Below are 24,484 nucleotides of genomic sequence, written 5' to 3'. Positions count from 1 at the left end.
GCTGTAGCTGGCGTGGCTGCTGAAGGTTGAGGGCGCTGGCGCCTGACAAACCGTTGATCTTCCGGGGTTATCCGGAGGGTTGTCAGGGCCAGCGCAGCCTCGCGGGCTCGGCAGCGACTACAGGTGCATCAGGCTTCGGCTGCCGGAGTTTCGAGCTTGCGCTCGGCAGCAGCGGCGGCCAGCTCGGCGGCTACGGCGGGAATGCCTTTGCCATTGAGCAAGCGGGACAGGACGTCCTGGACCACCGGGCTCTTGCCGACCACGCCCTCGATGGCCTTGCCCACCGACAGCGACTTGGCGAAGGAGTTGAAGAAGTCGCCTTCGCCACCGACGATTTCGATCTTCGCCTTGCTGAGGGCGGCGGACAGCACTTGTGCCTGGTCCTTGGCGATGTCCTTGTTGGCGGCGATGGCAGCCATCGCTTCCTCGAAGTTCTTCTCCAGCTGCATGCGGAACTCTTCGTGCTGACGGGCGCTGTCGCTGAGGGAATCCAGGGCACCGAACTTCTTGCCCAGGCCTTCGGCTTCGGCGTTCAGGCGCTCCAGCAATACTTCGGCCTCGGCCGAACCCATGTCCTTGGTGGCCTGGGCCTTGGCCGCGCCCAACTGGGCTTCGCCACGGGCCTGGGCACCGAGTTTCTCTTCCATGACCTTGGCTTCGGCCAGGCCATCTTTCTCTTTGGCTTGCGCCTGGGCTTCCATGACGCGGGCGTCGGCCAGGCCTTTTTCCTGCTCGCCACGGGCTTCAGCGATCATCTGCTCGGCGCGAACCCGTGCCTGGGCCATGCCTTCCTTCTCTTGCGCGGCGACGGTGACTTCCAGAACCCGCGCATCGGCCAGGCCAGGTGCAGCGCGTTCGGCTTCCAGGCCTTCGGCCAGGCGTTTCTTGGCTTCGGACTGCTTGGATGCGGCTTCCAGATCGGCCTGGGCCAGGTTGTTGATTTCCACCGCGCGATGCTTGGAGCGGGTTTCGTCGGCTTCGGCCTGTTTCACCTGGCGGACCATTTCCTGCTCGGCTTCGGCTTGCGCCTGGAGTACGACGACCTGCTTGGCGCGCTCGGCCTGGGAGATCTCGCGCACTTCCTTGATCCGCTCTTCTTCCTGGGCCACGGTCTTCTCGACCGCCACGCGCTCACGAATCACCACGGCGATGTTCTTGCGCTGCTCTTCCAGGGCTTTTTCGCTGTCGATGCGTTGCAGCTCGACTTCACGCTCGCGCGAGACGATTTCCAGGTCTTTGGCGCGGGTGACTTTCTCCACCTCGATCACCACCGCACGCTGGCGGTTCTGCTGCGCCACTTCGACTTCGCGCTGATGGTTCTCGGTGCGTACGTCGATTTCCTGCTGGGTCTGGATGCGAGCCTGCTCGGACTTCAGGCGCTCCTCTTGCTGGACCTTGGAGGTCTCGGCTTCTTCGCGGGCGCGGATGGTTTCGATCTCGCGCTTCTGCCGCGCTTCGGCATCGGCCTGCTGGCGTTCGAGGGACAGCGAGGCTTCGCGGGTCTCGACGTTTTTCTTCTGGATCGCCAGTTCCTGGTTGCGCTCCAGTTCGTTGGTGATCACGTTCTGCATGGCGGTCAGTTCGGTGATCTTGCGAATGCCCTCGGCGTCGAGAATGTTGCTCGGGTCCAGGGAGTGCTTGGCGGTCTGTTCCAGGTAATCGATGGCCACGTCTTCCAGCACATAGCCGTTGAGGTCGTTGCCGATCACTTCGATGATGCGATCGCGGAAATCCTGGCGGTTCTCGAACAGCTGCACGAAGTCGAACTGCTTGCCGACGGTTTTCAGGGCTTCGGAGAACTTGGCGTTGAACAGCTCGTTGACTGCCGAGCGATCGGAGGCACGATCGACACCGATGGCCTTGGCCACCTTGAGCACGTCTTCCTGGGTTTCATTGACCCGCAGGTAGAAAGCCACGGTGATGTCGGCGCGCATGTTGTCACGGCAAATCAGCCCGTCCTTGGCGCGACGGTCGACTTCCAGGGTCAGCAGGGAGATCTTCATGAACTCCTTGAGGTGGATGACCGGGTACACCAGGGCGCCGGTGAAATGCACCTTGGGTGTCGAGGACATGTCGTTGACGATCAGCGCGGTGCCCTGCGGGACCTTGATGTAGAACGCCTTGAACAGCGCCAGCAGGCCGAAGACCACCAGAACGACAAGGCCGACCCCGAACAGGATGGGCAGCAGTGACGGTAAGTTCATTGAAATCAATCTCCTTTGATCTGAGGGAGTCGGGGTCAGATGCCCCGGAACTCGGCCTCGGTAATGACCCGATAGGCGTGTTGCGCCTCCAGATACTCCAGTAACACGACGCGATCGCCGCGTTTGAAAGCCAGTGCCTCATCGGCACGCACGCGCAGGATCAGGCCCGCGCCACCGTCTTGCAGAATGGCTTCGCCGTGCTCCAGGGTGACCCGGCCACTGCGTATCACCGCCGTTTGCCCGATCACTGATCGGCTGTTGGGCGCTTCCATCTTGTGAAACAAGGGCCGCAACGGGCTGCATACCAGCGCACTGATGGGCGCGGCGATAAACAGCGCGATCACGGCCAGCACCAGGCCCAGGGGATAGCGCAACAGCCCCAGGTCCAGGTGGCTGAGAACGAACAGCTCGGCGAAATAGGTAATGAACCAGCTGAAGAAAAACAGCAGGGTCAGGACCAGGGTCAGCGGAATGCCGTTGAGTTTGAACTTGATCAGCAGGCCGGCCAGGCCCTCGGCGTTGCCAGTGCCTTCGAGCAGCGAGTCGGCCTCGACGTCCAGCAGGTCGATGTCGATCATGCCCAGGGCGACGATCGCCCAGTAGATGACCGCCAGGCACAGCATGAAGCTGAACAGCACGGTGGGAAATGACAATACGGTCTGCAGGAAGATTTCCATCGCGTTCCTATCCCTGAAAAAAGCGGGCAAGGCCAGTTGGCCCCGCCCATCGACAACGGTGAATCAGGTCTTGCCCTGGTCCTTCAGACGCGCCAGCACGCTGTTGGCGCTATGGCGGTCTTCAATGATCCCGGCGGCCCGCAGCTTGGCATGCAGCGCGTCCTCGGGGCTGGCGGCGCTGGCCAACTCCTCGGCCGCCTCCATCTGCGCCGCGCGTTCAGCCTGCTGGCGCTTGATGCGCTCCAGGGACTCGACCGCGGTTTGCAGTTTGTTCTGGGTACCGCCATAACGCTGGGCCACGGCCAACTGGGCCTTTTGCACGCTTTCGGTGGCCTTGACCGTATCCACCTGTTGTTTCAAATGCTTGATATTGCCCTCGGTCTGATTCACCGCCTTGCGCAACTGACTGACGCTGGCGGCAAAGCCCTCGGCCTGTTCCCGCTCGGCACGCAACTCGGCTTCGAGCTGGGCGATCTTCTCTGCCACTTCCAGGGCCAGGGCTTCGTTGCCGACTTCCAGGGCCTTGAGGGCATGGGTTTCGTATTCACTGACACGGGCCGCGGTTTTCTGCACCTGCTCGGACGCCAGCTTCTGGCGCGCCATGATCTGCGCCAGAGACTCTCTTGATGAGCGCAACGCCTGCTCGGCATCGCGGATTTCCTGATCGAGAATACGCAGCGCCTGGCTGTCCACCAGGGCCTCGCCGGCTTCCGTCGCGCCACCACGCAGAGCGGTGAGCAATTTGCTCCAAACGTTCATGTGCATTCCTCCAATCAGGCCTGAGCCTTGAGATAGCCTTCGTAAGCCTCGGTCGCGCGAATCACGTTGCTGGCCAGGGTCTCGATCTCGTACAGCACGTTGGACAGCAGCGAGGTCGCGCTCAAGGCGCCGAACATGCTGTAGCAGCGTTCGCCATCGGCCTGGGCGTCCAGACCGATGCTCGACAGCGGAAACAGTTGGCGACTGAGCAGCACTTCCTCGTTGAAAGCCGCCACATCACTCACCGCGCTCTGCGGCCAGAGCAGCGCCTCAACCAGGATCTGCCCTCCGTGCAAGGCCACGAACAGCGGCAAGTCGCCGTATTCATGCATCGTCACGTGGAGGCTGGCGTCGGCGCCGTCGAGCAACTCGACACTGGCATCGCCAGCGCTGAACAACTCGGTGCCGGCCAGGGCCTGACACAGTGCTTGGGCATTCCAGGTTTGCGGCATGCTCATGTCTCCTTCCTTTTCCACCGGGCCCCGGTCATGCAGGCGTTGGCGAAATATTCGTGGGTATTAACTGAGGACTCGGTTTGCATGGAAGAGAGATTAATTCATCACGCGTGAGAATTTCAATAGCATCACGCGTGATACTAAAAAGACATTTTTTCGGCACGCAAAACAAAACCTCAGGGCACGCCTGAAGCCGGAAAAAGGGAGGGAGGTAAACAAGACACGAGGACCTTTCCCTGGTTTTCCGAAGCGCGCAATCCTTGGCAGACGGCAATTAAACCCGCTGGAGCCCTGAATGAGAAGCACCAATTGCCCGGCCACGCCACGCCGCCCAGGAAAAAGGCCAGCGCCCGGCAGTGCCCTAAACGCCATCAATGGTCTAGGCTAGGCGGATTTTCCTGCCTCGCGGACGCCCCATGGATACCCTCAGCAAGCCTCTCGCCGGATTGAAAGTGATCGAACTCGGCACCCTGATTGCCGGCCCCTTTGCCTCGCGCATCTGCGCCGAGTTCGGGGCCGAGGTGATCAAAGTCGAGTCCCCGGATGGCGGCGATCCACTGCGCAAGTGGCGCAAGCTGTATGAGGGCACTTCGCTATGGTGGTTTGTCCAGGCACGCAATAAAAAGTCCCTGACCCTCAACCTCAAGCACCCCGACGGCCTGGCCATCCTCAAACAGTTATTGAGCGATGCCGACATCCTGATCGAGAACTTCCGCCCCGGCGTCCTGGAAAAACTCGGGCTGGGCTGGGACGTCCTCCACGCCCTCAACCCGAAGCTGGTGATGGTGCGCCTCTCCGGCTTCGGCCAGACCGGCCCCATGAAGGACCAGCCGGGTTTTGGCGCGGTCGGTGAATCCATGGGCGGCCTGCGCTACATCACCGGCTTCGAGGATCGCCCGCCGGTACGCACCGGGATTTCCATCGGCGACTCGATTGCCGCCCTGTGGGGCGTGATCGGCGCATTGATGGCGCTCCGCCATCGAGAGGTCAACGGCGGCCAGGGCCAGGTGGTCGACGTGGCGTTGTATGAAGCCATTTTCGCGATGATGGAAAGCATGGTTCCGGAGTTCGATGTATTCGGCTTTATCCGCGAGCGCACCGGCAATATCATGCCCGGCATCACCCCCTCGTCCATTCACACCAGCGCCGACGGCAAACACGTGCAGATCGGGGCCAACGGCGATGCGATTTTCAAGCGCTTCATGCTGCTGATCGGTCGCGAAGACCTGGCTAACGACCCGGTCCTGGCCAGCAATGACGGGCGTGACAGCCGGCGAGACGAACTGTACGGGGTGATCGATCGCTGGGTCAGTTCGCTGCCGCTGGACCAGGTGGTCGAACAGCTGAACCGCGCCGAAGTGCCCGCCAGCCGGATCTTCAGCGCCGAGGACATGTTCAGCGACCCGCAGTTTCTGGCCCGGGAAATGTTCCTCCAGGCCAAGCTGCCGGACGGGAAAGATTTCAAGATGCCCGGCATCGTGCCGAAACTCTCTGAGACGCCGGGTACTTGCGAATGGGTCGGCGCGCAATTGGGCGAGCACACCACGCAGGTGCTGGACGCATTGGGTTATGACCGCGAGCAGATCAGCCGTCTGCGCGCAGCCGGGGCGATCTAGCCCCTGACGAGGATGCAGCAGGATGAATGTTTGCCACAGAGAATCGACCCCCTGATGGACCCACGCAGCAGCCGGCGAACCACTTCCGTGAAGCGCATCCTGCCGCTGCTGCTGGTATTGAGCGGGTTTCCACAGATCGGCCAGGCCAAGGAAACCCTACTCTGGCTGTTACGCGACCTGCCGCCGACCACGATTTTCGATGGCCCGCAAAAAGACCAGGGCGTGGTCGATCAAATACTGCCCGCCCTGTTCGCCAGCATGCCGGAATACGAACACACCATCGTCCACGTCAACCGCGCCCGCGGCATACAGATGCTCCGCGACTCGCCCTTCGCCTGCGACCCATCATTGATGCTGACCCCGCAGCGCGCGCAGTGGGTGGCGTTTTCCAAAATCAGTTTTCGCGCCTTCAGCAATGGCGTGGCAGCCCTGCGCCAGGATCATGCCAGCCTGCGGCCATTTATCCAGGACGGTCGGCTGGACCTGGCAGCGTTGCTGGCCAGCGGACCGCGTAGCGTCGGCATCGTCGCCGAGCGCAGTTATGGCGATCAGATCGACAGCCTGCTGGGCAAAGCCCCCAGCGACGCCCTGACCGCCCACTATGGCAACAGCGCCATCGCCAACCTGCTGCAGATGCAGCGCCTGGGCAGGCTCAAGACCCTGATCGGCTACCAGCCGGAAATCCGCTTCCAGGCGCAACAGCAAGGCATCGACCCGAGCAGTCTGGAGTTCTATCCGATTATTGGCGTACAAAAATACCAGGCGGTGCATGTCGGCTGCTCGAACACGGCCAAGGGGCGACACGCCATCGAGCGCATCAACCAGACCCTGCTGCAACTGCGCCAGAACCGCCTGATCGAGCTGTATGCCGCCTGGCTGGAGCCGCCGATACGCGAGGAATACCGCAAGGATGCCCTGGCGCTTTTTCGCGAAAAACCCGAGCAGTAATAAACGCCGGACAAAAGAAACCCCGAGAAGTGGGGAGACGACTCGGGGTTAAACGTGGCCTACAAAGACCAGTACAACAAGCTACAAGCACCGGAGCACAATGCTTGATCCTGCTGATACAAGGTCTGACGACCCTGGGGCAGGAAGGTTCCGCAAAAAGTTAAATCAGGGCCTTCTGTCGAAGGCCTTTTCTTGCGCCGCATTGCGCAAGGCTGCAATCACGCAGGGTTCCAGACGCCCTTCGGCAATCAACAAATCTCGGTGCAGGCCATCAACGACATCGGTCAACAGGCGCTTGTCAGTCAACTGCGCCTGATTGATCTCACGTTCGAGCACGATGGCGCCCTGCACATTTTTCAAGGTCACCAGGCATTCGCCATGGGCACCCGACGGGGTCAGAGTTACCTGATACGGGCTCAAAGCTTCACCCAGCAATAGGCTGATACTTTCCATCTCGATCACCACTCAATAGTCCGAAAACACAGTGCTTTAGGGCGTGTCCACAATAAGTGACCACCGGCCCGAGAAGAAAGTTCGTCAGCAGGCCCCAGGTCATGCCGACCCGAGTCTTGCGAGCATGCACGGCAAAGATGACAAGGATAAAACACAGACCGGTTCCCATCGGCACAATCCGCCTGGGCGACAACCACAAAAAAGCCCGTCATCAGACGGGCTTCAAGAGCTGCGCAGCCTGCTCGATCAGAGCGGCTTGCCGCGGTTACCGTGCTGGCTGACAAACCCCTGGACCGCTTTCAGGTCGTTGGCCAGGACCGTGCAGCGCTCCTCGCGCTCGAACAGATCGGACAGGTGCGCCGGCAGCTCAAGGGCCTTGCCAACACCGGCCTTCTCCACCGCTTCCGGGAACTTGACCGGGTGTGCGGTACCGAGGATCACCATCGGCGTATCCAGACTGCGACGGCACTCGCGGGCCGCTTTCACGCCGATGGCGGTGTGCGGGTCCAGCAGCTCGCCGCACTGGGCGAAGACTTCAGCGATGGTCTCGCAGGTCTGTGCGTCATCCACGGCCAGGGAATCGAACAGCTTGCGGGCTTCGGTCCAGCGCTCTTCTTCAACGCTGAAACCACCACCCTGCTTGAAGCTGTCCATCAGGCCGGCGATGGCCGCGCCGTTGCGACCGTGCAGGTCGAACAGCAGACGCTCGAAGTTCGACGAGACCATGATGTCCATGGACGGCGACAGGGTCGCGTGCAGGGTTTCCTTGACGTACTGATTGCCGCTCATGAAGCGGTGCAGGATGTCGTTGCGGTTGGTGGCGACGATCAACTGGTTGATCGGCAAGCCCATGTTGCGCGCCAGGTAACCGGCAAAGATGTCGCCGAAGTTGCCGGTCGGCACCGAGAACGCCACCGAACGTGCCGGGCCGCCCAACTGCAGAGCTGCGTGGAAGTAATAGACGATCTGGGCCATGATCCGCGCCCAGTTGATCGAGTTCACCGCCACCAGCCGCGTGCCCTTGAGGAAGCCCTGGTCAGCGAAGCTGTTCTTGACCATTTCCTGGCAGTCGTCGAAGTTGCCTTCGATGGCGATGTTGTGGATGTTCTCGCCAAAGATGGTCGTCATCTGCCGACGCTGCACTTCCGACACACGCTTGTGCGGGTGCAGGATAAAGATGTCGACGTTTTCGCAATGCTTGCAACCTTCAATCGCCGCCGAGCCGGTATCACCGGAGGTCGCGCCGATGATCACCACGCGCTCGCCACGCTTGGCCAGCACGTAATCGAGCAGGCGACCCAACAGTTGCAGGGCGAAGTCCTTGAACGCCAGGGTCGGGCCATGGAACAGCTCCAGGACCCACTCATTGCCATTCAGCTGACGCAATGGGGCGATGGCGCTGTGGGAAAACACACCGTAGGTCTCTTCCAGGATCTTCTTGAAATCCGCATCCGGAATGCTGCCTGCAACGAACGGGCGCATGACCCGGAACGCCAGCTCGTGATACGGCAGGCCGGCCCAGGAGGCGATTTCTTCCTGGGTGAAACGTGGCAGGCACTCCGGCACATAGAGACCACCATCACTGGCCAAACCTGCCAGCAGCACATCTTCGAAATTCAGGGCCGGTGCCTGGCCACGAGTACTGATATAGCGCATAGGAGCAAACCTTCGGTTTGAGCTGCAAGCTGCAAGCTGCAAGCGACAAGTGAAAAGCGGCTCTGCTCTCACTTGCAGCTTGAAGCCTGAGGCTTGCAGCTGCTGTTAATTCAGATGTTCGACACGGATGCGGACCACCGGACCCACGACACCCTGCAGGGCTTCCAGGGCGTTGATCGCATCGTTGATGCGCTGTTCCACCACGCGGTGGGTCAGCAGGATCATCGGCACCAGGCCGTCATGCTCTTCGACTTCTTTCTGCATGATCGATTCGATGTTGATGCCGCGCTCCGACAGAATGCTCGCCACCTGGGCCAGCACGCCAGGATGATCCTTGGCCTGGATCCGCAGGTAGTAGGCGCTTTCGCAGGCCTCGATCGGCAGGATCGGGTGGGCCGACAACGAGTCCGGCTGGAAGGCCAGGTGCGGCACGCGGTTTTCCGGGTCGCTGGTCATGGCACGAACCACGTCCACCAGGTCGGCGATCACCGACGAAGCGGTCGGCTCCATGCCGGCGCCAGCGCCGTAGAACAGGGTCGAACCGGCGGCGTCGCCATTGACCATCACGGCGTTCATCACGCCGTTGACATTGGCGATCAGGCGATCAGCCGGGATCAGTGTCGGGTGCACGCGCAACTCGATGCCGGCAGCGGTGCTGCGCGCCACGCCCAGGTGCTTGATGCGGTAGCCCAGGGCCTCGGCGTAGTTCACGTCGGCGGTGGTCAGCTTGGTGATGCCTTCGGTGTAGGCCTTGTCGAATTGCAGCGGGATACCAAAGGCGATGGACGCCAGGATGGTCAGCTTGTGCGCCGCATCGATGCCTTCGACGTCAAAGGTCGGATCGGCTTCGGCATAGCCCAGGGCCTGGGCTTCGGCCAGCACGTCTTCGAAGGTACGGCCCTTCTCGCGCATTTCGGTGAGGATGAAGTTACCGGTGCCGTTGATGATCCCGGCCACCCAGTTGATGCGGTTGGCTGACAGGCCTTCACGAATCGCCTTGATCACCGGGATACCGCCGGCCACTGCGGCTTCAAAGGCGACGATCACGCCCTTTTCACGGGCCTTGGCGAAGATTTCATTGCCGTGGACGGCAATCAGCGCCTTGTTCGCGGTAACCACGTGCTTGCCGTTTTCGATGGCCTTGAGCACCAGCTCGCGGGCCACGGTGTAGCCACCCATCAACTCGATGACGATATCGATTTCAGGGTTGGTGGCCACGGCGAAGACATCGTTGGTAATCGCAATACCGGTCGTCTGGAACTGAGGCTTTGGCGTACGCATGGCAATTTGTGCCACTTCGATTCCACGCCCGGCACGGCGGGCAATCTCCTCGGCGTTACGCTGAAGTACGTTGAGGGTGCCGCCACCGACGGTACCCAGCCCACAGATGCCTACTTTGACCGGATTCACTTTGAACTCCCCATAAAACGGCCGACTCAAGGTCGGCCGTGGAAATCAGCCGCAGACCGCGCGGCTCTCTATTAATGACGCAGCGACCGAAAGCGCCACGCCATGATCGTCAAAGGCTCGACGACGCAGGATTATTTCGCACCCAGCGCCAGTTTGGCGACTTGTGGCGCAGGCTGGTAGCCCGGAATCACTTGGCCATCAGCCAAAACGATGGCCGGCGTACCGTTCACACCAATCGACTGGCCCAGGGCGAACTGCTTGGAAACCGGGTTGGCGCACTTGGCCGCCTTGACTTCCTTGCCGTCGGTCATCTTGTCCATGGCGGCTTTTTTATCCGCCGAACACCAGACCGCCTGCAACTGCTCGTCGCCCGGCGAGCCAAGACCCTGGCGCGGGAACGCAACATAACGCACTTCGATACCCAGCTTGTTCAGCTCGGGCACTTCGGCGTGCAGCTTGTGGCAGTAAGGGCAGGTGGTGTCGGTAAAGACAGTGATGTGGGTCTTGGTTTCGCCGATGGCCGGGTAAACCACGGTTTCCGCAACAGGGATGCCGTTGATCAATTTGGAAATGCCCAGGCGCTCGGTTTTTTCGGTCAGATTGACCGGCTTGCCGTCCTTGAGCTGAAACAGGTAACCCTGCATCACGAACTGGCCGTCGGCGCTGGCGTACAGCACGCGACTGCCCTTGAGCTTGACTTCGTACAGACCGGGCAGCGGGCTGAGGGTGATGCTTTCCACCGGCACTTCAAGCTGCAGGCTTTCAAGGCTCTTGCGAATGGCTTTTTCAGCGCCGTCATCGGCAACGGCAAAGGTACTGACCAACGCAATGGCTGCGGCGGCGATAATCTGGGTCACGCGCATGGGAACTCCTGGAGGCGGACAAATGGGACGGGTAGAACGCCCGTACTGGAACACCGGGTCATAACCGCCCACTTTGCAAACCGGCAAAGCCTATCACATATGCCCGCAGGGGCCGACTACAGCTGACGCAAGAGCGTTGGCAGCGGTCGGTTATCGATCAGCCGCGCGGATGATGCCGGGCATGCAGATCCTGCAGGCGGGCGCGGGCCACATGGGTGTAGATCTGGGTGGTCGAGAGGTCGCTGTGCCCCAGCAACATCTGCACCACGCGCAGGTCGGCGCCATGGTTGAGCAGGTGGGTGGCAAAGGCATGGCGCAAGGTGTGGGGCGACAGCGACTTACCGATCCCGGCGACCTTGGCCTGGTGCTTGATGCGATGCCAGAAGGTCTGGCGGGTCATCTGCTCACCGCGCTGACTGGGGAACAGCACATCGCTGGGCCGTCCGCCGAGCAACTCGCCCCGGGCATCGCGCATATAGCGCTCGACCCAGACAATCGACTCCTCGCCCATGGGCACCAGGCGCTCCTTGCTGCCCTTGCCCATCACCCGCAACACGCCCTGGCGCAGGTTGACCTGTTCCAGGGTCAGGCTGATCAATTCAGTGACCCGCAAGCCGCAGGCATACAGCACTTCGAGCATGGCGCGGTCGCGCTGGCCGATGGCATCGCTCAAGTCCGGCGCGGCCAGCAGGGCTTCGACATCCGCTTCCGACAGCGACTTGGGCAGCGGCCGGCCGAGTTGCGGCATGTCGACTTGCAGGGTCGGGTCGACGGCGATCAGTTTTTCCCGCAGCAAGTAACGGTAGAAGCCCCGCACCCCGGATAGAAAACGCGCGGTGGAACGCGGCTTGTACGCCTGCTCGACGCGCCAGGCCAGGTGATCGAGGATCAGCTCGCGCCCGGCATTGGGCAGCTCCAGCCCTTGCTCCTGCAACCAGCCGTTGAACAGCGCCAGGTCACTGCGATAGGCATCGCGGGTGTTGTCCGACAGGCCTTTTTCCAGCCACAGCGCATCGAGAAAACGGTCGATCAGGGGATGGTCGATGGCGGCCATAAATACTCGAAAGGCGCAGGCCAAAGGCCGCGCTTAAATAAATAGTGAACTGTGCTGAGGGTCGCTAGTCTTTCATAGCCGGCTATTTCAAGGAACAGGGAGCTTCAATGAACGAACAACAGATACTGCTGGCCATCGGCGGCATCGGCGTCGCTGCCCTGGGCTGCCAATGGCTGGCCTGGCGCCTGAAGCTGCCGGCCATCCTGTTCCTGCTGCTGAGCGGGATCCTCGCCGGCCCGCTGCTCGGCTGGCTCGACCCGCAAGAGCTGTTCGGCCCGCTGCTGATGCCCATGGTGTCGCTGGCGGTGGCGCTGATCCTGTTTGAAGGCAGCCTGACCCTGCGCCTTTCCGAGTGGCACGAAATCGGCCGAGTCGTGCGGCGCCTGGTGACCATCGGCGCCCTTTCGACCTGGGCCGTGATCAGCCTGGCAACCCATTGGCTGCTGGGCTTCGACTGGATGCTGGCCCTGCTGTTCGGAACCCTGACCCTGGTCACCGGCCCCACAGTGATCGTGCCGATGTTACGGGTGGTGCGCCCCCGGGCCTCGATCGCCAACATCCTGCGCTGGGAAGGGATTGTCATCGACCCCATCGGCGCCCTGCTGGCGGTGGTGGTCTACAGCTTCATCATTGCCAGCGCATCCGGCGACGGCCTGAGCCACAGCCTGATGACCTTTGGCGGCGTGATCCTGTGCGGCAGCCTGTTCGGTATCGGCGGCGGCTGGGCCCTGGGCAGTGTCATGCGTCATCAATGGCTGCCGGAGTATCTGCACAACCTCGCCACCCTGGCCACGGTGCTGGGGATTTTCATTGCCGCCAACCAGGTGATGCACGAGTCGGGCCTGCTGGCGGTGACGGTGATGGGCATGTGGCTGGCCAATATGAAGGGCGTCGATGTGCGGCAGATCCTGCACTTCAAGGAAAACCTCAGTGTGCTGCTGATTTCCGGCCTGTTCATTCTGCTGGCGGCGCGCCTGGACCTGCAGGCACTGATCGCCCTCGGGCCACTGGTGCTGATTCTGCTGCTGGTGATCCAGTTCATCGCCCGCCCGCTGAACGTCATGCTGTCCACCGCCGGCTCAAGCCTGAACTGGCGCGAGCGCGCCCTGCTCTGCTGGATTGCCCCCAGGGGCATCGTCGCCGCAGCCGTGTCGGCAATCTTCGCCATCCGCCTCGACCAGGCCGGCCACGAAGGCGCCTTGCTGCTGGTGCCGCTGACCTTTGCCGTGATCATTGGCACTGTGGTCCTGCAAAGCGCCACCGCACGCCCACTGGCGCGCCTGCTGAAAGTCGCGGAGCCGGCGCCCAGCGGCTTTCTGATCGTCGGCGCCAACACACCCGCGCGAACCATCGGCAAAGCCCTGCAGCAACTGGGCAGCCGGGTACTGCTCACCGACTCCAACTGGGAGAACATCCGCGCCGCCCGCATGGACGGCCTGCCGACCTACTTCGGCAACCCGGCGTCACAGCATGCCGACGCCCACCTGGACCTGGTCGGCCTCGGCCACCTGCTGGCGCTGTCTCCCGCTGGCGAGCTGAATGCCGTGGCCGCCATGCGCTTTCGCCACGACTTCGGCCACCAGCGCCTGTTCACCCTGACCAGCGGCCTGGAAAACCGTCGCACCGACAAACACCGCGCCAGCCTTGAGCACCGCGGGCACCTGCTGGGCAGTGAAACCCTGACCTACAACAGGCTGGCCAGCCTGCTGAATCAGGGCGCCGAGCTCTACAGCACCCACCTGACCACCGGGTTCACCTGGGACGACTACCAGGCCCTGCACGGCGAACGCGCGACCCTGCTCTTCGCCCGCGACAGCAGCGGCTGGGTGCACGTGGTCACGCCAGAGAGCGCATTGCAACCGACTGCCGGCTGGACCTTGCTGGCGCTGATCGAGAAGGACAGCGCCTGAGGCGTTACTCAGACGGCAAAACCCGGCAGCACCGGGACCGGGCGTTTGTCTTCGTCAATCGCGACAAAGCTGAACAGGCCGTGAATGGCCTTTTCACGCCCATCGCAACTCATGCTTTCGACAAACACCTCGACCTCGACCTTGAGGCTGGTATTCCCCACTTTCACCACCCGCCCCACCAGCTCGACGATCGAGCCGGCGGCAATCGGGTGGTTGAAGTCGATGCGATCGGTGGACACGGTCACCAGCGGCAGGCGGCAGAAACGGGTCGCGGCGATAAACGACACTTCGTCCATCCAGGCCAGGGCCGTGCCGCCGAACAGGGTGTTGTGGTGGTTGGTGGTGGAGGGGAAGACCGCCTTGGTCACACGGGTGACCGACAGCTCGGTACGGCGCTGGATTTCTTGCTCACGAAGGGTCATGGGTCTACTGCCTGAATGGGTCGATCCGCGCATGGGCACGCTGCGGGCATAAAGGGCCGATGAGCGCTGCACGGCAGCGACCAGGGGCTCGATGGGAACAACGGGGTGGCCGCCCGCCTGTGGATAACAACAGGCCGGGGCCGCCGGGAGGATGTGACGCACCCTCTGGCCCATGCAGGCTGCATGGCTCGGGCGATCACACTTTATTGGGGCGGCGAGTATATCGCCGCCCGCCTGGGGCCGATAGAACCCGCGATACGCCAGAGGCGACGCTCAGCCACAAAAAAATGCGATTATCCGCGCACCGAAAAAGGAGACCCATGCGCCATGGATGCCCTGCCCACGCCCTTGCTCGTCGAGCACCTGCTGCAACGCCTGAGCACCGACAGGCCGGATCATCCAGCCTTTGTTGGCGCACCGATCGATATCAGCCCCCTGACACCCGCTCAGTTGGGCAGCCTCTGGCCGGCCATTCACCGGGCCCTGCGCGACTATGCAAACCCGGCTGCGCAACAGATGGCGACCTCGATCCTGCAACAGGTCACGCAGCTGGAACTGAGCCCGACTCTCGATCAAGGCACCCTGCTGGAGGCCCTGCGCACTTGCCTGAACTGGCAGGAAGCTGTGGAGCAACTGGCTTATGCCACCGGCCAGCCGAGCGCCGCATTGGCCAGCGAGCTGCGCAGGATCCTCGATGAACCCTCTGCGCACTGGGCGGCGAATTACCACCAGGCCTACGTCCTGACGCAGTGGGTCGATGAAGAAGCCCAGGCCGCGCTGCGACGTTGCGTGCAAGAGCGTTACGCCAATGCGCCCTATGCCCGACAGGAATTCGAGCTGCTTGAGCACCTGGAGCCACAATCACGGCTGGCCCTTGCCGGCAGCGACTACTGGACCGGTCATCACCACCTGAGCGCCGATCCCGCCTGGGTGCTGATGGGGGACGCCGTGTACGTCGAGTTCTCGCAGCACATCCTCAACCTCGCCGCCCGGCGCCTGGAAGATATCCACAGCGGTCACACGCCCTATGTGGCCGATGGCGCCTTCACCATCGATGACACGCCGGTGATCGCCCGCGCTGCCCGGGTCGCGTTAATGCGCGATGCCCCGTGGCTGCCGCCGCTGATGGATAGCTTGCTGCCCAAGGCCTGCGTCGCCCCGACCCAGGCCAAGACCGCGCCGTCGCAATCCCTGGCCATCGCCCTGGGTCACTGCATCGAGCAGGTCCCCACTCCGGAAAGCGTGCAGGCTCTGCGCAGCGCCTTGAGCCTGGTGCGGCATGCCAGCGTCCAGAAAAAACTCACGCGCAACCTCAAGCCTGCCGAACGCGGCCTGGCGCAACGCCCCGAAATCGCCCTGCGCCTGGCACCGACCAGCGCGCCCGGCAAGGCCCAGCACGCACTCCTGGCCAGTTGCCTGGAGTCCGGGCTGTGGCAGCCCTTTGAGCTGTCTTTTAGCGACTGGCGAGCGCAACTGGCGGACTCCGCCGTAGGCGCGCCCTTTGCCCGCTCACTGATATGGGTTGCCCATCAGGACCAGGGGCCAGATCGCAGCTTTGTGCTGAACGCCAACGCCCATGCGGTTGATGCCCAGGGTCAGCCGCTGACACTGGAGGCCGGGGGCCGGATTTCGCTGTGGCATCCATTGTCAGCCGCCGCAGCGGAACGCCAGGCCTGGCAACGCCTGATCATCGAACGCCGGATCAAGCAACCAGTGCGCCAGGTGTTTCGCGAGTACTACCTGCCGCCAGCAGAGGAACCGGAGAGCCACACCAGTCAGCTATTCGCCGGGCACAGCCTGTCCATCCGCCCGCTGATCGGCCTGGCGCGTCGCGAAGGCTGGAAGATCGACCGCGACGGCGGCCTGAACCGGAACCTGGGGGATATCCGGGTCACCTTCGAAGTGGGAGCCGAACTCTACCCGGGCCTGCAAGGCCACTGCCTGTCCGGCGCCGTACATTTCGCCCGGCGTAGCGAGAAACACTGGCGGCCCGTGCTGCTGAAAAATGTGCCGCCACAGGTATTTTCAGAAGCCTGCCGGGCCATCGATCTACTGGTCAGCATCAGCAGTTTCGCCATCGAGGAGCTGACGCAGAACGCCGCTGGCGAGCCCATCAGCCCAATGCCCCCAGGCAAGAGGGAGCAACGCCTGGAGCTTCTGTCTGGACACAATCTCAACCAGATGACGCTGATGCGCCGACAGGTACTGAGCACGGCCTTCGCCCCGCTGATCGAGGAAGGCAAGGTGGCGATGGATGGGCGTCATGTGCGGGTCGGGGATTACGCGGTGCACCTGGTCACCGGGCGCGTGTCGCGCGACGGAGCGCCGGCGGATGTGGCGTTGGCGGCGCAAAGTGGCAAGTTGGCTGCCCTGCCCTGGCTGCCGTATGACGAGGTGCTGCTGGAGAGGATCGCCAATACCGTCTGCGCCCTGCTGAATCCGTCAGGGCGCTAAATGCCAGGCAATAAAAAAGCAGCCCGTAGGCTGCTTTTTCTGCATCGGAAGCTGGACTTAAGCCAGTTTTTCCTTGATGCGAGCTGCTTTACCCGACAGGTCACGCAGGTAGTACAGCTTGGCTTTACGTACGTCACCGCGACGCTTAACAGCCATGCTGTCGATTTGCGGGCTGTAGGTCTGGAAAGTACGCTCTACGCCAACACCGTTGGAGATTTTACGAACAGTGAAAGCACTGTTCACACCACGGTTACGCTTGGCGATTACGACGCCTTCGAACGCTTGCAGACGCGAACGGTCGCCTTCCTTCACTTTCACCTGAACGACAATAGTGTCGCCCGGGGCAAAGGTAGGGATCTCTTTGGTCATCTGCTCTGCTTCGAGTGCAAGAATGATTTTGTTAGTCATGCTGTGCTCCTAAGGTAAATCGTCTGACTTACCATCGATACGTTGTTAACTATCGTCCCGCTCGCGGATGTATTCCTCGAGCAGCTTCTTCTCTTCTCCAGAAAGCGAGCGGCTTTCCAGAAGATCGGCGCGTCGTTCAAAGGTCCGACCAAGGGACTGCTGTAAACGCCAACGCCGGATGTGTGCGTGGTTGCCACTTAGCAACACGTCGGGAACACGCTGATCCGCATACACCTCCGGTCGGGTGTAATGCGGGCAATCAAGCAGACCGTCCGTAAAGGAATCTTCCTCGGCGGAGTCCGCATGCCCTAAAGCTCCAGGCAGCAGTCGTGTAACCGCATCTATCAGGACCATCGCCGGCAGCTCGCCACCGGAGAGTACATAGTCGCCAATCGACCACTCTTCATCGACATGAGCTTCAATAAAACGCTCGTCAATGCCTTCATAGCGGCCGGCAATCAGGATCAGTGCATCCTCATTCGCCAACTCGCGTACCGCCGACTGAGTCAGTTGACGGCCTTGGGGGGACAGGTAAATAACCTTCGCCGCCTCCCCGGCGGCTGCCTTGGCCTGAACCAGAGCATCTTCCAGGGGCTTGATCTTCATCACCATGCCCGGACCACCGCCAAATGGGCGATCGTCCACAGTGTGATGTCGATCCGTCGTGTAGTCTCGCGGATTCCAACAGGTGAGCTGCAACAGCCCCTGTTTCACCGCACGACTGGTGATGCCGTACTCGCTGATGGCGGAAAACATCTCGGGAAACAAACTGATCACTTCAACGCGCAAATTAGCCACGCTTAGAAGTCCGCGTCCCATTCCACCTTCATCTCGCCCGCTGCCAGGTCGACGGCCAACACGCATTGCCCGGTATAGGGCAACAAGCGTTCACGATCATCCAGGCTGCCAGCGCAAGGCTTGACCACCATTACATCATTGGCGCCGGTTTCCAGAAGATGATCGATTTTCCCGAGCAATTGCCCAAGTTGATCAATAACCTTCAGACCTTCTAGCTGGTACCAGTAGTACTCGCCGTCGGTCAATTCAGGGAACAGGTTGCGCGGCACGCAGATCTCATAACCAGCCAGAAGACGAGCTTCTTCACGATCATCAAGACCCTTGAGCTTTGCGACCAGGAACTTATCGCTCCCGCGTCCACTGACCAGCTCGACCTGTTTCACACTACCCTCGCGCTTGAGCGTCCAGGTTTTGTACTGCAACAGGTTTTCGGTTGGATCAGTAAAGGAATAAACCTTCACTTCGCCGCGAACGCCATGAACAGAATAAATCTTGCCGATAACGATCAAATCATCAGCAATGGCAGGCGTCGCGTTCATATTGCTCAGGCCGCAGCCTTAGATGCATCCTTCAACAACTGAGCAACGCGCTCAGAAGGTTGTGCACCAACGCTCAGCCAGTAGGCTACGCGCTCTTGGTTCACGGACAGGCGGACTTCTTGACCACGAGCGATCGGGTTGAAGAAACCAACTTGTTCTTTGTGCGAACCGTCGCGTGGGTTACGGCTGTCGGTCACGGTCAAGTGGTAAAACGGGCGCTTTTTGGAGCCGCCAAGGGCAAGACGGATTGTTAGCATGTGAACATCGTTCCTGTAGTCGGTGCTGCAAATCTAAATGCACAGCGGGCATAGGTGCCCGAAAGGCCGCATATTCTAAGGAATATCCGGACTTTTGCAAATGTCTTTTTCCGGCGCCTATCGGCTCGCCATCCAGATTTGCTATGGAGCCATTGCGAACAACGGCTGGTCAGCGCCCCCAAGTGCGGGTTTGCTGGAGATTCCACGTCCCCGTGGAAAGCGCCGGCATGACTGCCGACGCGGATTCTTTACATCTTCGGCATGCCGCCGCCGGGCAACATTCCGCCCATGCCGCGCATCATTTTGGCCATTCCGCCCTTGGCGGAGAACTTCTTCATCATCTTCTGCATCTGCTTGTGCTGCTTGATCAAGCGACCGATGTCCTGCACCTGGGTGCCGGAGCCCATGGCGATCCGACGCTTGCGCGAACCGCTGATCAGCTCAGGGTCGCGGCGCTCGGCCGGGGTCATGGAATTGATGATGGCTTCCATCTGCTTGAATTGCTTCTCTGCCGCACCCTGGGCATTGCCCATTTGCGCCAGGTTGACGCCACCGATATTCGGCAGCTTGTCCATGAGGCCGCCGAGGCCGCCCATGTTCTTCATCTGTTGCAGCTGATCACGGAAGTCTTCGAGGTCGAAGCCCTTGCCCTTCTTCAGCTTCTTGGCCAGTTTGTCGGCCTTGTCCTTGTCGAGGGTCGCTTCAGCCTGCTCGATCAGGCTGAGCACGTCGCCCATGCCGAGGATCCGCGAAGCGATACGCTCGGGGTGGAACGGCTCGAGCGCTTCGCTCTTCTCGCCCATACCGATGAACTTGATCGGCTTGCCGGTAATGGCCCGCACCGACAGCGCGGCACCACCCCGGGCATCGCCGTCGACCTTGGTCAGGATCACACCGGTCAGCGGCAACGCATCGCCAAAGGCCTTGGCCGTGTTGGCGGCGTCCTGGCCGGTCATGGCGTCGACCACGAACAGGGTCTCTACCGGGTTGATCGCGGCGTGCAGGGCCTTGATCTCGCCCATCATCTCTTCATCGATGTGCAGGCGACCGGCGGTATCGACGATTACCACGTCGATGAATTTGAGTTTTGCTTCTTTAATAGCTGCTTGCGCGATATCGACCGGCTTCTGGCTCAGGTCGGACGGGAAGAAGGTGACACCGACTTCGCCTGCGAGCATTTCCAGCTGTTTGATGGCTGCCGGACGATAAACGTCGGCGGACACCACCATCACCGATTTCTTTTTGCGCTCTTTAAGGAAGCGCGCGAGTTTACCGGCGGTGGTGGTTTTACCCGCGCCCTGCAAACCGGCCATCAACACCACGGCAGGCGGTACGGCGCTGAGGTTAAGGTCCTCGTTGGCCGCGCCCATCAGGCTTTCGAGTTCAGCCTGGACGATCTTCACGAAGGCCTGGCCCGGTGTCAGGCTGCGCGACACTTCGGTGCCGACCGCACGCTCCTTCACCGAGTTGACGAAGTCCTTGACCACCGGCAGGGCGACGTCGGCTTCGAGCAACGCCATGCGCACTTCACGCAGGGTGTCTTTGATGTTGTCCTCGGTCAGCTTGGCCTTGCCGGTGACATGGCGCAGCGTCTGCGAGAGACGGTCGGTTAAGTTTTCAAACATTGCGCGATCCTTTCAGGCCCTGTGTAGACCGGGATAATGGCGGCCCAGACCGGAATCAACATGTGCTCGGCGAGCCTGCGGCGTGGGCAGGTCGCGGATTATAGCGAAGACTGCGCGCGGCGGACACCTCGCTGTCTGGTTGCGCGGTCTTTCGTGCCATAAGGGTTCTATGCCAAACTCAACGCCTTTCGGGCTTGTCTCACAGGATTTATGCTCCCCTTGTCACCCAGCTTGCTAACCACTCTCGCCGCCGCCTGTTTATATGCCGCTGCGACCTTCTATCAAGGCACTCGTCTGGCCAAGGGCGCCAAGGCGAACAAGCGCCTGCTGGTCACGCTGGGCATCCTCGCCCTGCTGGCCCACAGTGCCAGCCTTTTCACCCACCTGATGACGCCGGTCGGCCTCGGCCTGGATTTCTTCAGCGCCGCCAGCCTGATTGCCGCTGCAGTGATCGCGCTGACCCTGCTGGCCTGCTCGCGGATCCCAGTGGAAAACCTGCTGTTGCTGCTGTTCCCATTGGGTGCAGCCACGGTGCTGCTGGCGCAGTTCGCGCCCACCGGCACGGTGCAGATCATCGACGAAGCGCCGGGGATTCTCGCCCACATCCTGTTGTCGATCCTGGCCTACGGCATGTTCACCATCGCCGTGTTCCAGGCCTTGCTGCTGCTGGTGCAGGACCATCAACTCAAGAACAAGCACCCCTCCGGACTGATCAAGAACTTCCCGCCGCTGCAAACCATGGAAAGCCTGCTGTTCGGATTCCTCTGGGCCGGCTGGACCCTGCTGTCGCTGTCGCTGATTTCCGGCTGGCTGTTCGTCGAAAACCTGTTCGCCCAACACCTGGTGCACAAGACCCTGCTGGCCTGCCTGGCGTGGATCGTGTTCAGCGTGCTGCTGTGGGGGCGCAACCGCCTCGGCTGGCGCGGCCACAAGGCCATTCGCTGGACCCTGGCCGGTTTCTGCCTGCTGATGCTGGCCTATTTCGGCAGCAAGCTGGTCCGCGAATACATCCTGCATATCTGACGAGCAGCCATCATGGACAACTTGCCCATAGGGCCGATGCTCGCTGTATTGGCCTTGCTGGTTTTATGGTCGGCACTGTTCACCGCCATCGAAATCGCCCAGCAGCACCTGCTGACCCTGCGCAACGCCTCTCGCTCCGGCGACAGGCCCCTGGCCCGCCTGAGCTTCCCTCGCGAAAGCCTGATCCTGTGCAACACCCTGTGCCGGGTGCTGACGGTGATCCTCAGCACCCTGCTCGCGCTGTTCTACTGGGAACAGAACGGCCCGTGGATGGCCTGCCTGATCGCCACCTGCCTGCTCCTGGTGCTCGCCGACTACCTGCCGCGAGCCCTCGCCGTGCGCTACCCGGAAGGGGTTCTGGCCCTGGGCAATACCCTGCTGGGCGTACCACTGAAGATCATCTATCCGGGCGCCTGGTTGCTGAATGCCATCAGCCTGTTGCTGCTGCGCCCCTTTACCCCGAAGGTCGGCGTGGTCAAGCACAGCGAGGATGACCTGGCGCCCGAGTCGGAACATCCGTCGAGCCACGAACCTGCCAACTGCCGCCCGCACCTGCTGTCGGGCATCCATGCCCTGGACAACATCACGGTCAACGACATCCTGGTGCCGCGCAGTGAAGTCGACGGGATCAACCTCGACGACCCCATCGAAGACATCATCGAGCAGCTGCGCGTCTCCAAGCGCACTCGGCTGCCGGTGTTCCACAGTGATATCAACCAGGTCGAGGCGGTGCTCAACACCCGGCAGATCCGCCATCTGCTGCCGGATGCCAGCCTGACCAAGGACGCTCTGCTCAGCGCCTGCCACGAACCCTACTTCGTGCCGGAAAGCACACCGCTGCAACTGCAACTGCTGAACTTTCACAAACAGCAGCGCCGCCTGGGCATGGTGGTCGACGAATACGGCGAAGTCCTGGGCATCGTCACCCTGGAAGACATTCTCGAAGAAATCGTCGGCGAGTTCGAAAGCGAACACAGCCTCGACAACCCGCACATCCACCCGCAAGCCGATGGTCGCTACGTGATCGAAGGGGCCGCGTCGATTCGCGAGTTGAACAAGAGCCTGGGCTGGCACCTGCCCAGCGATGGCCCGAAAACCCTCAACGGCCTGGTCACCGAAGCCTTGGAAACCATCCCCGACAGCGCCGTCTGCCTGAAGATCGGCCGCTATCGCCTGGAAATCCTCGAGACCGAAGACAACCGCATCAGCCGCGTGTTGATCTGGCACACCAGCTCGACACCCGTCACGAGATAAATCTCAAGCGAAGGCGAAATCAGCGCAAAACAGCCGCCTCATAGCGATTAAACCCGCAAGATAGCGGCTGTTTTCTGAAAAAAAACGCTGTTTTTCCCCCTTGTTGAATCGATAGCCCCCTTCCTATAATCCCCTGGCTTACCCAAGCCCCGCCCGACCGCGTGCTACCCGCACTCAGCGCGTCCAGGCACCGCTTTATTGTGTCTGAACGGTGTTTGCTCCCATCCCGAGCCACCCCGCGCACGCCCCTGACCCAGGGGGTGTACGACTAATAATAATCCGCGTCCAAACGCGCAATGACCGTCAGGGATATTTCAATGAGCACCACCTATAACGAGGCCGCGACCGCCGCCCCGACCAACTCGACCGCTCGCGTTGCCACGGCGAGCATCGTTGGCACTGCCATCGAGTTCTACGACTTCTACATCTACGCCACGGCCGCCGCGCTGGTGATCGGCCCGGTGTTTTTCCCGCAAACCTCCGGCACGGCGCAGATGCTTGCCTCGTTCCTGACCTTCGGCATTGCCTTTATCGCCCGCCCCATGGGTTCGGCGCTGTTCGGCCATTTTGGCGATCGCATCGGCCGCAAATCGACCCTGGTGGCCTCCCTGCTGCTGATGGGGGTCTGTACCACGCTGATCGGCTTGCTGCCCGGCTATGACAGCATCGGGGCCTGGGCGCCGATCCTGTTGTGCGTACTGCGCTTCGGCCAGGGCCTGGGCCTCGGCGGCGAATGGGGCGGCGCGGCGTTGCTGGCCACCGAAAACGCGCCAAAGGGCAAGCGCGCCTGGTTCGGCATGTTTCCGCAACTGGGACCCTCCATCGGCTTCCTGGCAGCCAACGGCTTGTTCCTGATCCTGGCCATGAACCTCAGCGACGAGCAGTTCCGCAGTTGGGGCTGGCGCATCCCGTTCATTCTCAGCGCCGCGCTGGTGATGGTTGGCCTGTATGCCCGCTTGAAGCTGCATGAAACCCCGGTGTTTGCCAACGCGGTGGCCCACGAAGCGCCCGTCAAAGTGCCGCTGGTAGAACTGTTCAGCCAGCATTGGCTGCCGGTCCTGCTGGGCGCGGCGTCAATGGTGGTGTGTTACGCGCTGTTCTACATCACCACGGCGTTTTCCCTGAGCTACGGCGTGTCGACCCTGGGCTACAGCCGTGAAACCTTCCTCGGACTCTTGTGCTTCGCCGTGCTGTTCATGGGCCTGGCGACACCGATTGCCGCCCTGGCCAGCGACCGTTACGGGCGCAAGCCGGTGCTGATCGTCGGCGCGGTGCTGGCCATCCTGTCGGGCTTCACCATGGAGCCGCTGCTGACCCACGGCTCGACCTGGGCAGTGGCGCTGTTCCTGGCCCTGGAACTGTTCCTGATGGGTGTGACCTTCGCCCCGATGGGCGCTATGCTGCCGGAACTGTTCCCGACCCGCGTGCGTTATACCGGCGCTTCGGCGGCGTATAACCTGGGCGGAATTGTCGGCGCATCGGCGGCGCCCTTCTTTGCCACGAAGCTGGTGGCGATGGGCGGCCTGAGTTATGTCGGCGGGTATGTGTCGGCGGCAGCGCTGCTCAGCTTGATCGCTGTGCTGTGCCTGAAAGAAACGCGGGATAACGACCTGAATCGGGTCGCTTGATAGAACGGATCGCCGGCAATCCGGCCCCTACACGGTTAAACGCACACCTGTAGGGGCCAGCTTGCCGGCGC

Annotated in this window: 22 protein-coding genes; 7 read left to right on the top strand and 15 right to left on the bottom strand. The window is 61.7% G+C overall.

Going from position 1 to position 24,484, the window contains the following annotated elements:
- Nucleotides 1-128 precede the first annotated feature (128 nt).
- From JFU57_RS13335 to JFU57_RS13320, 4 genes are all read right to left on the bottom strand, one after another.
- A complete protein-coding gene (locus JFU57_RS13335) occupies nt 129-2,204 on the bottom strand; it encodes a flotillin family protein (RefSeq protein ID WP_078469971.1) in 2,076 nt (691 codons plus the stop codon).
- 35 nt (nt 2,205-2,239) lie between these two features.
- Nucleotides 2,240-2,881, bottom strand: coding sequence for a hypothetical protein (locus JFU57_RS13330; protein ID WP_078469970.1), 642 nt, complete (start codon nt 2,879-2,881; stop codon nt 2,240-2,242).
- Between the two features lie 63 nt (nt 2,882-2,944).
- The gene (locus tag JFU57_RS13325; protein ID WP_078469969.1) at nt 2,945-3,640 is read right to left on the bottom strand and encodes a PspA/IM30 family protein; all 696 of its coding nucleotides are present in this window, start codon (nt 3,638-3,640) and stop codon (nt 2,945-2,947) included.
- A 14-nt stretch (nt 3,641-3,654) separates the two neighbouring features.
- The gene (locus tag JFU57_RS13320) at nt 3,655-4,149 is read right to left on the bottom strand and encodes a DUF2170 family protein (protein WP_201132109.1); all 495 of its coding nucleotides are present in this window, start codon (nt 4,147-4,149) and stop codon (nt 3,655-3,657) included.
- Nucleotides 4,150-4,511: 362 nt separating this feature from the next.
- Between JFU57_RS13320 and JFU57_RS13315 the strand changes: the two genes are divergently transcribed.
- Together JFU57_RS13315 and JFU57_RS13310 are read left to right on the top strand one after the other, a co-directional pair.
- Entirely contained in the window at nt 4,512-5,711 is a 1,200-nt protein-coding gene (locus JFU57_RS13315; RefSeq protein ID WP_020298987.1) for a CaiB/BaiF CoA transferase family protein, read from the top strand.
- Between the two features lie 54 nt (nt 5,712-5,765).
- Nucleotides 5,766-6,659, top strand: coding sequence for a TIGR02285 family protein (locus JFU57_RS13310; RefSeq protein WP_201132108.1), 894 nt, complete (start codon nt 5,766-5,768; stop codon nt 6,657-6,659).
- A gap of 165 nt (nt 6,660-6,824) precedes the next feature.
- On the opposite strand, the gene JFU57_RS13305 is transcribed toward JFU57_RS13310, so the two are convergent.
- The 5 genes from JFU57_RS13305 to xerD form a co-directional block, all read right to left on the bottom strand.
- On the bottom strand, nt 6,825-7,112 hold the full coding sequence (locus JFU57_RS13305) for a DUF3509 domain-containing protein (RefSeq protein WP_020298985.1): 288 nt from the start codon (nt 7,110-7,112) through the stop codon (nt 6,825-6,827).
- Nucleotides 7,113-7,358: 246 nt separating this feature from the next.
- Complete coding sequence (gene thrC / locus JFU57_RS13300; RefSeq protein WP_020298984.1) at nt 7,359-8,768, bottom strand: threonine synthase; 1,410 nt, start codon at nt 8,766-8,768, stop codon at nt 7,359-7,361.
- Nucleotides 8,769-8,873: 105 nt separating this feature from the next.
- A complete protein-coding gene (locus tag JFU57_RS13295; RefSeq protein ID WP_020298983.1) occupies nt 8,874-10,178 on the bottom strand; it encodes a homoserine dehydrogenase in 1,305 nt (434 codons plus the stop codon).
- 131 nt (nt 10,179-10,309) lie between these two features.
- The gene (locus JFU57_RS13290; RefSeq protein WP_078469967.1) at nt 10,310-11,041 is read right to left on the bottom strand and encodes a thioredoxin fold domain-containing protein; all 732 of its coding nucleotides are present in this window, start codon (nt 11,039-11,041) and stop codon (nt 10,310-10,312) included.
- A gap of 157 nt (nt 11,042-11,198) precedes the next feature.
- Nucleotides 11,199-12,095: a site-specific tyrosine recombinase XerD gene (gene xerD / locus JFU57_RS13285; RefSeq protein WP_078469966.1), complete on the bottom strand. Its 897-nt coding sequence runs from the start codon at nt 12,093-12,095 to the stop codon at nt 11,199-11,201.
- 107 nt (nt 12,096-12,202) lie between these two features.
- Between xerD and JFU57_RS13280 the strand changes: the two genes are divergently transcribed.
- Nucleotides 12,203-14,005, top strand: a complete 1,803-nt coding sequence (locus tag JFU57_RS13280) for a cation:proton antiporter (RefSeq protein WP_201129593.1) — start codon at nt 12,203-12,205, stop codon at nt 14,003-14,005.
- 8 nt (nt 14,006-14,013) lie between these two features.
- On the opposite strand, the gene JFU57_RS13275 is transcribed toward JFU57_RS13280, so the two are convergent.
- Nucleotides 14,014-14,427, bottom strand: coding sequence for an acyl-CoA thioesterase (locus tag JFU57_RS13275; RefSeq protein WP_201129592.1), 414 nt, complete (start codon nt 14,425-14,427; stop codon nt 14,014-14,016).
- A gap of 327 nt (nt 14,428-14,754) precedes the next feature.
- On the opposite strand from JFU57_RS13275, the gene JFU57_RS13270 reads away from it, so the two are divergent.
- Complete coding sequence (locus JFU57_RS13270; RefSeq protein WP_201129591.1) at nt 14,755-16,881, top strand: DUF4132 domain-containing protein; 2,127 nt, start codon at nt 14,755-14,757, stop codon at nt 16,879-16,881.
- A 57-nt stretch (nt 16,882-16,938) separates the two neighbouring features.
- On the opposite strand, the gene rplS is transcribed toward JFU57_RS13270, so the two are convergent.
- The 5 genes from rplS to ffh form a co-directional block, all read right to left on the bottom strand.
- Nucleotides 16,939-17,289: a 50S ribosomal protein L19 gene (gene rplS, locus JFU57_RS13265; protein WP_003175895.1), complete on the bottom strand. Its 351-nt coding sequence runs from the start codon at nt 17,287-17,289 to the stop codon at nt 16,939-16,941.
- A gap of 45 nt (nt 17,290-17,334) precedes the next feature.
- Complete coding sequence (gene trmD, locus JFU57_RS13260) at nt 17,335-18,108, bottom strand: tRNA (guanosine(37)-N1)-methyltransferase TrmD (RefSeq protein ID WP_177326797.1); 774 nt, start codon at nt 18,106-18,108, stop codon at nt 17,335-17,337.
- Nucleotides 18,090-18,626 carry a ribosome maturation factor RimM gene (rimM, locus tag JFU57_RS13255; RefSeq protein WP_020298976.1) on the bottom strand — a complete coding sequence of 179 codons (537 nt, stop codon included), beginning with the start codon at nt 18,624-18,626 and terminating at the stop codon, nt 18,090-18,092. The genes trmD and rimM overlap by 19 nt, the downstream gene beginning before the upstream one ends.
- A 5-nt stretch (nt 18,627-18,631) precedes the next feature.
- A complete protein-coding gene (gene rpsP, locus JFU57_RS13250; RefSeq protein WP_003209587.1) occupies nt 18,632-18,883 on the bottom strand; it encodes a 30S ribosomal protein S16 in 252 nt (83 codons plus the stop codon).
- A 248-nt stretch (nt 18,884-19,131) separates the two neighbouring features.
- Nucleotides 19,132-20,508, bottom strand: coding sequence for a signal recognition particle protein (gene ffh / locus JFU57_RS13245; protein ID WP_003209589.1), 1,377 nt, complete (start codon nt 20,506-20,508; stop codon nt 19,132-19,134).
- Between the two features lie 210 nt (nt 20,509-20,718).
- Between ffh and JFU57_RS13240 the strand changes: the two genes are divergently transcribed.
- From JFU57_RS13240 to JFU57_RS13230, 3 genes are all read left to right on the top strand, one after another.
- Nucleotides 20,719-21,531, top strand: a complete 813-nt coding sequence (locus JFU57_RS13240; protein WP_020298975.1) for a cytochrome C assembly family protein — start codon at nt 20,719-20,721, stop codon at nt 21,529-21,531.
- A gap of 12 nt (nt 21,532-21,543) precedes the next feature.
- Nucleotides 21,544-22,785, top strand: a complete 1,242-nt coding sequence (locus tag JFU57_RS13235; protein WP_201129590.1) for a transporter associated domain-containing protein — start codon at nt 21,544-21,546, stop codon at nt 22,783-22,785.
- A 317-nt stretch (nt 22,786-23,102) separates the two neighbouring features.
- A complete protein-coding gene (locus JFU57_RS13230; protein ID WP_020298973.1) occupies nt 23,103-24,413 on the top strand; it encodes an MFS transporter in 1,311 nt (436 codons plus the stop codon).
- The last annotated feature ends 71 nt before the right edge of the window (nt 24,414-24,484 follow it).

The organism is Pseudomonas sp. TH07 (assembly GCF_016651285.1).
Lineage (GTDB): Bacteria > Pseudomonadota > Gammaproteobacteria > Pseudomonadales > Pseudomonadaceae > Aquipseudomonas.
This window is presented reverse-complemented; position numbering and strand designations above follow the sequence as displayed.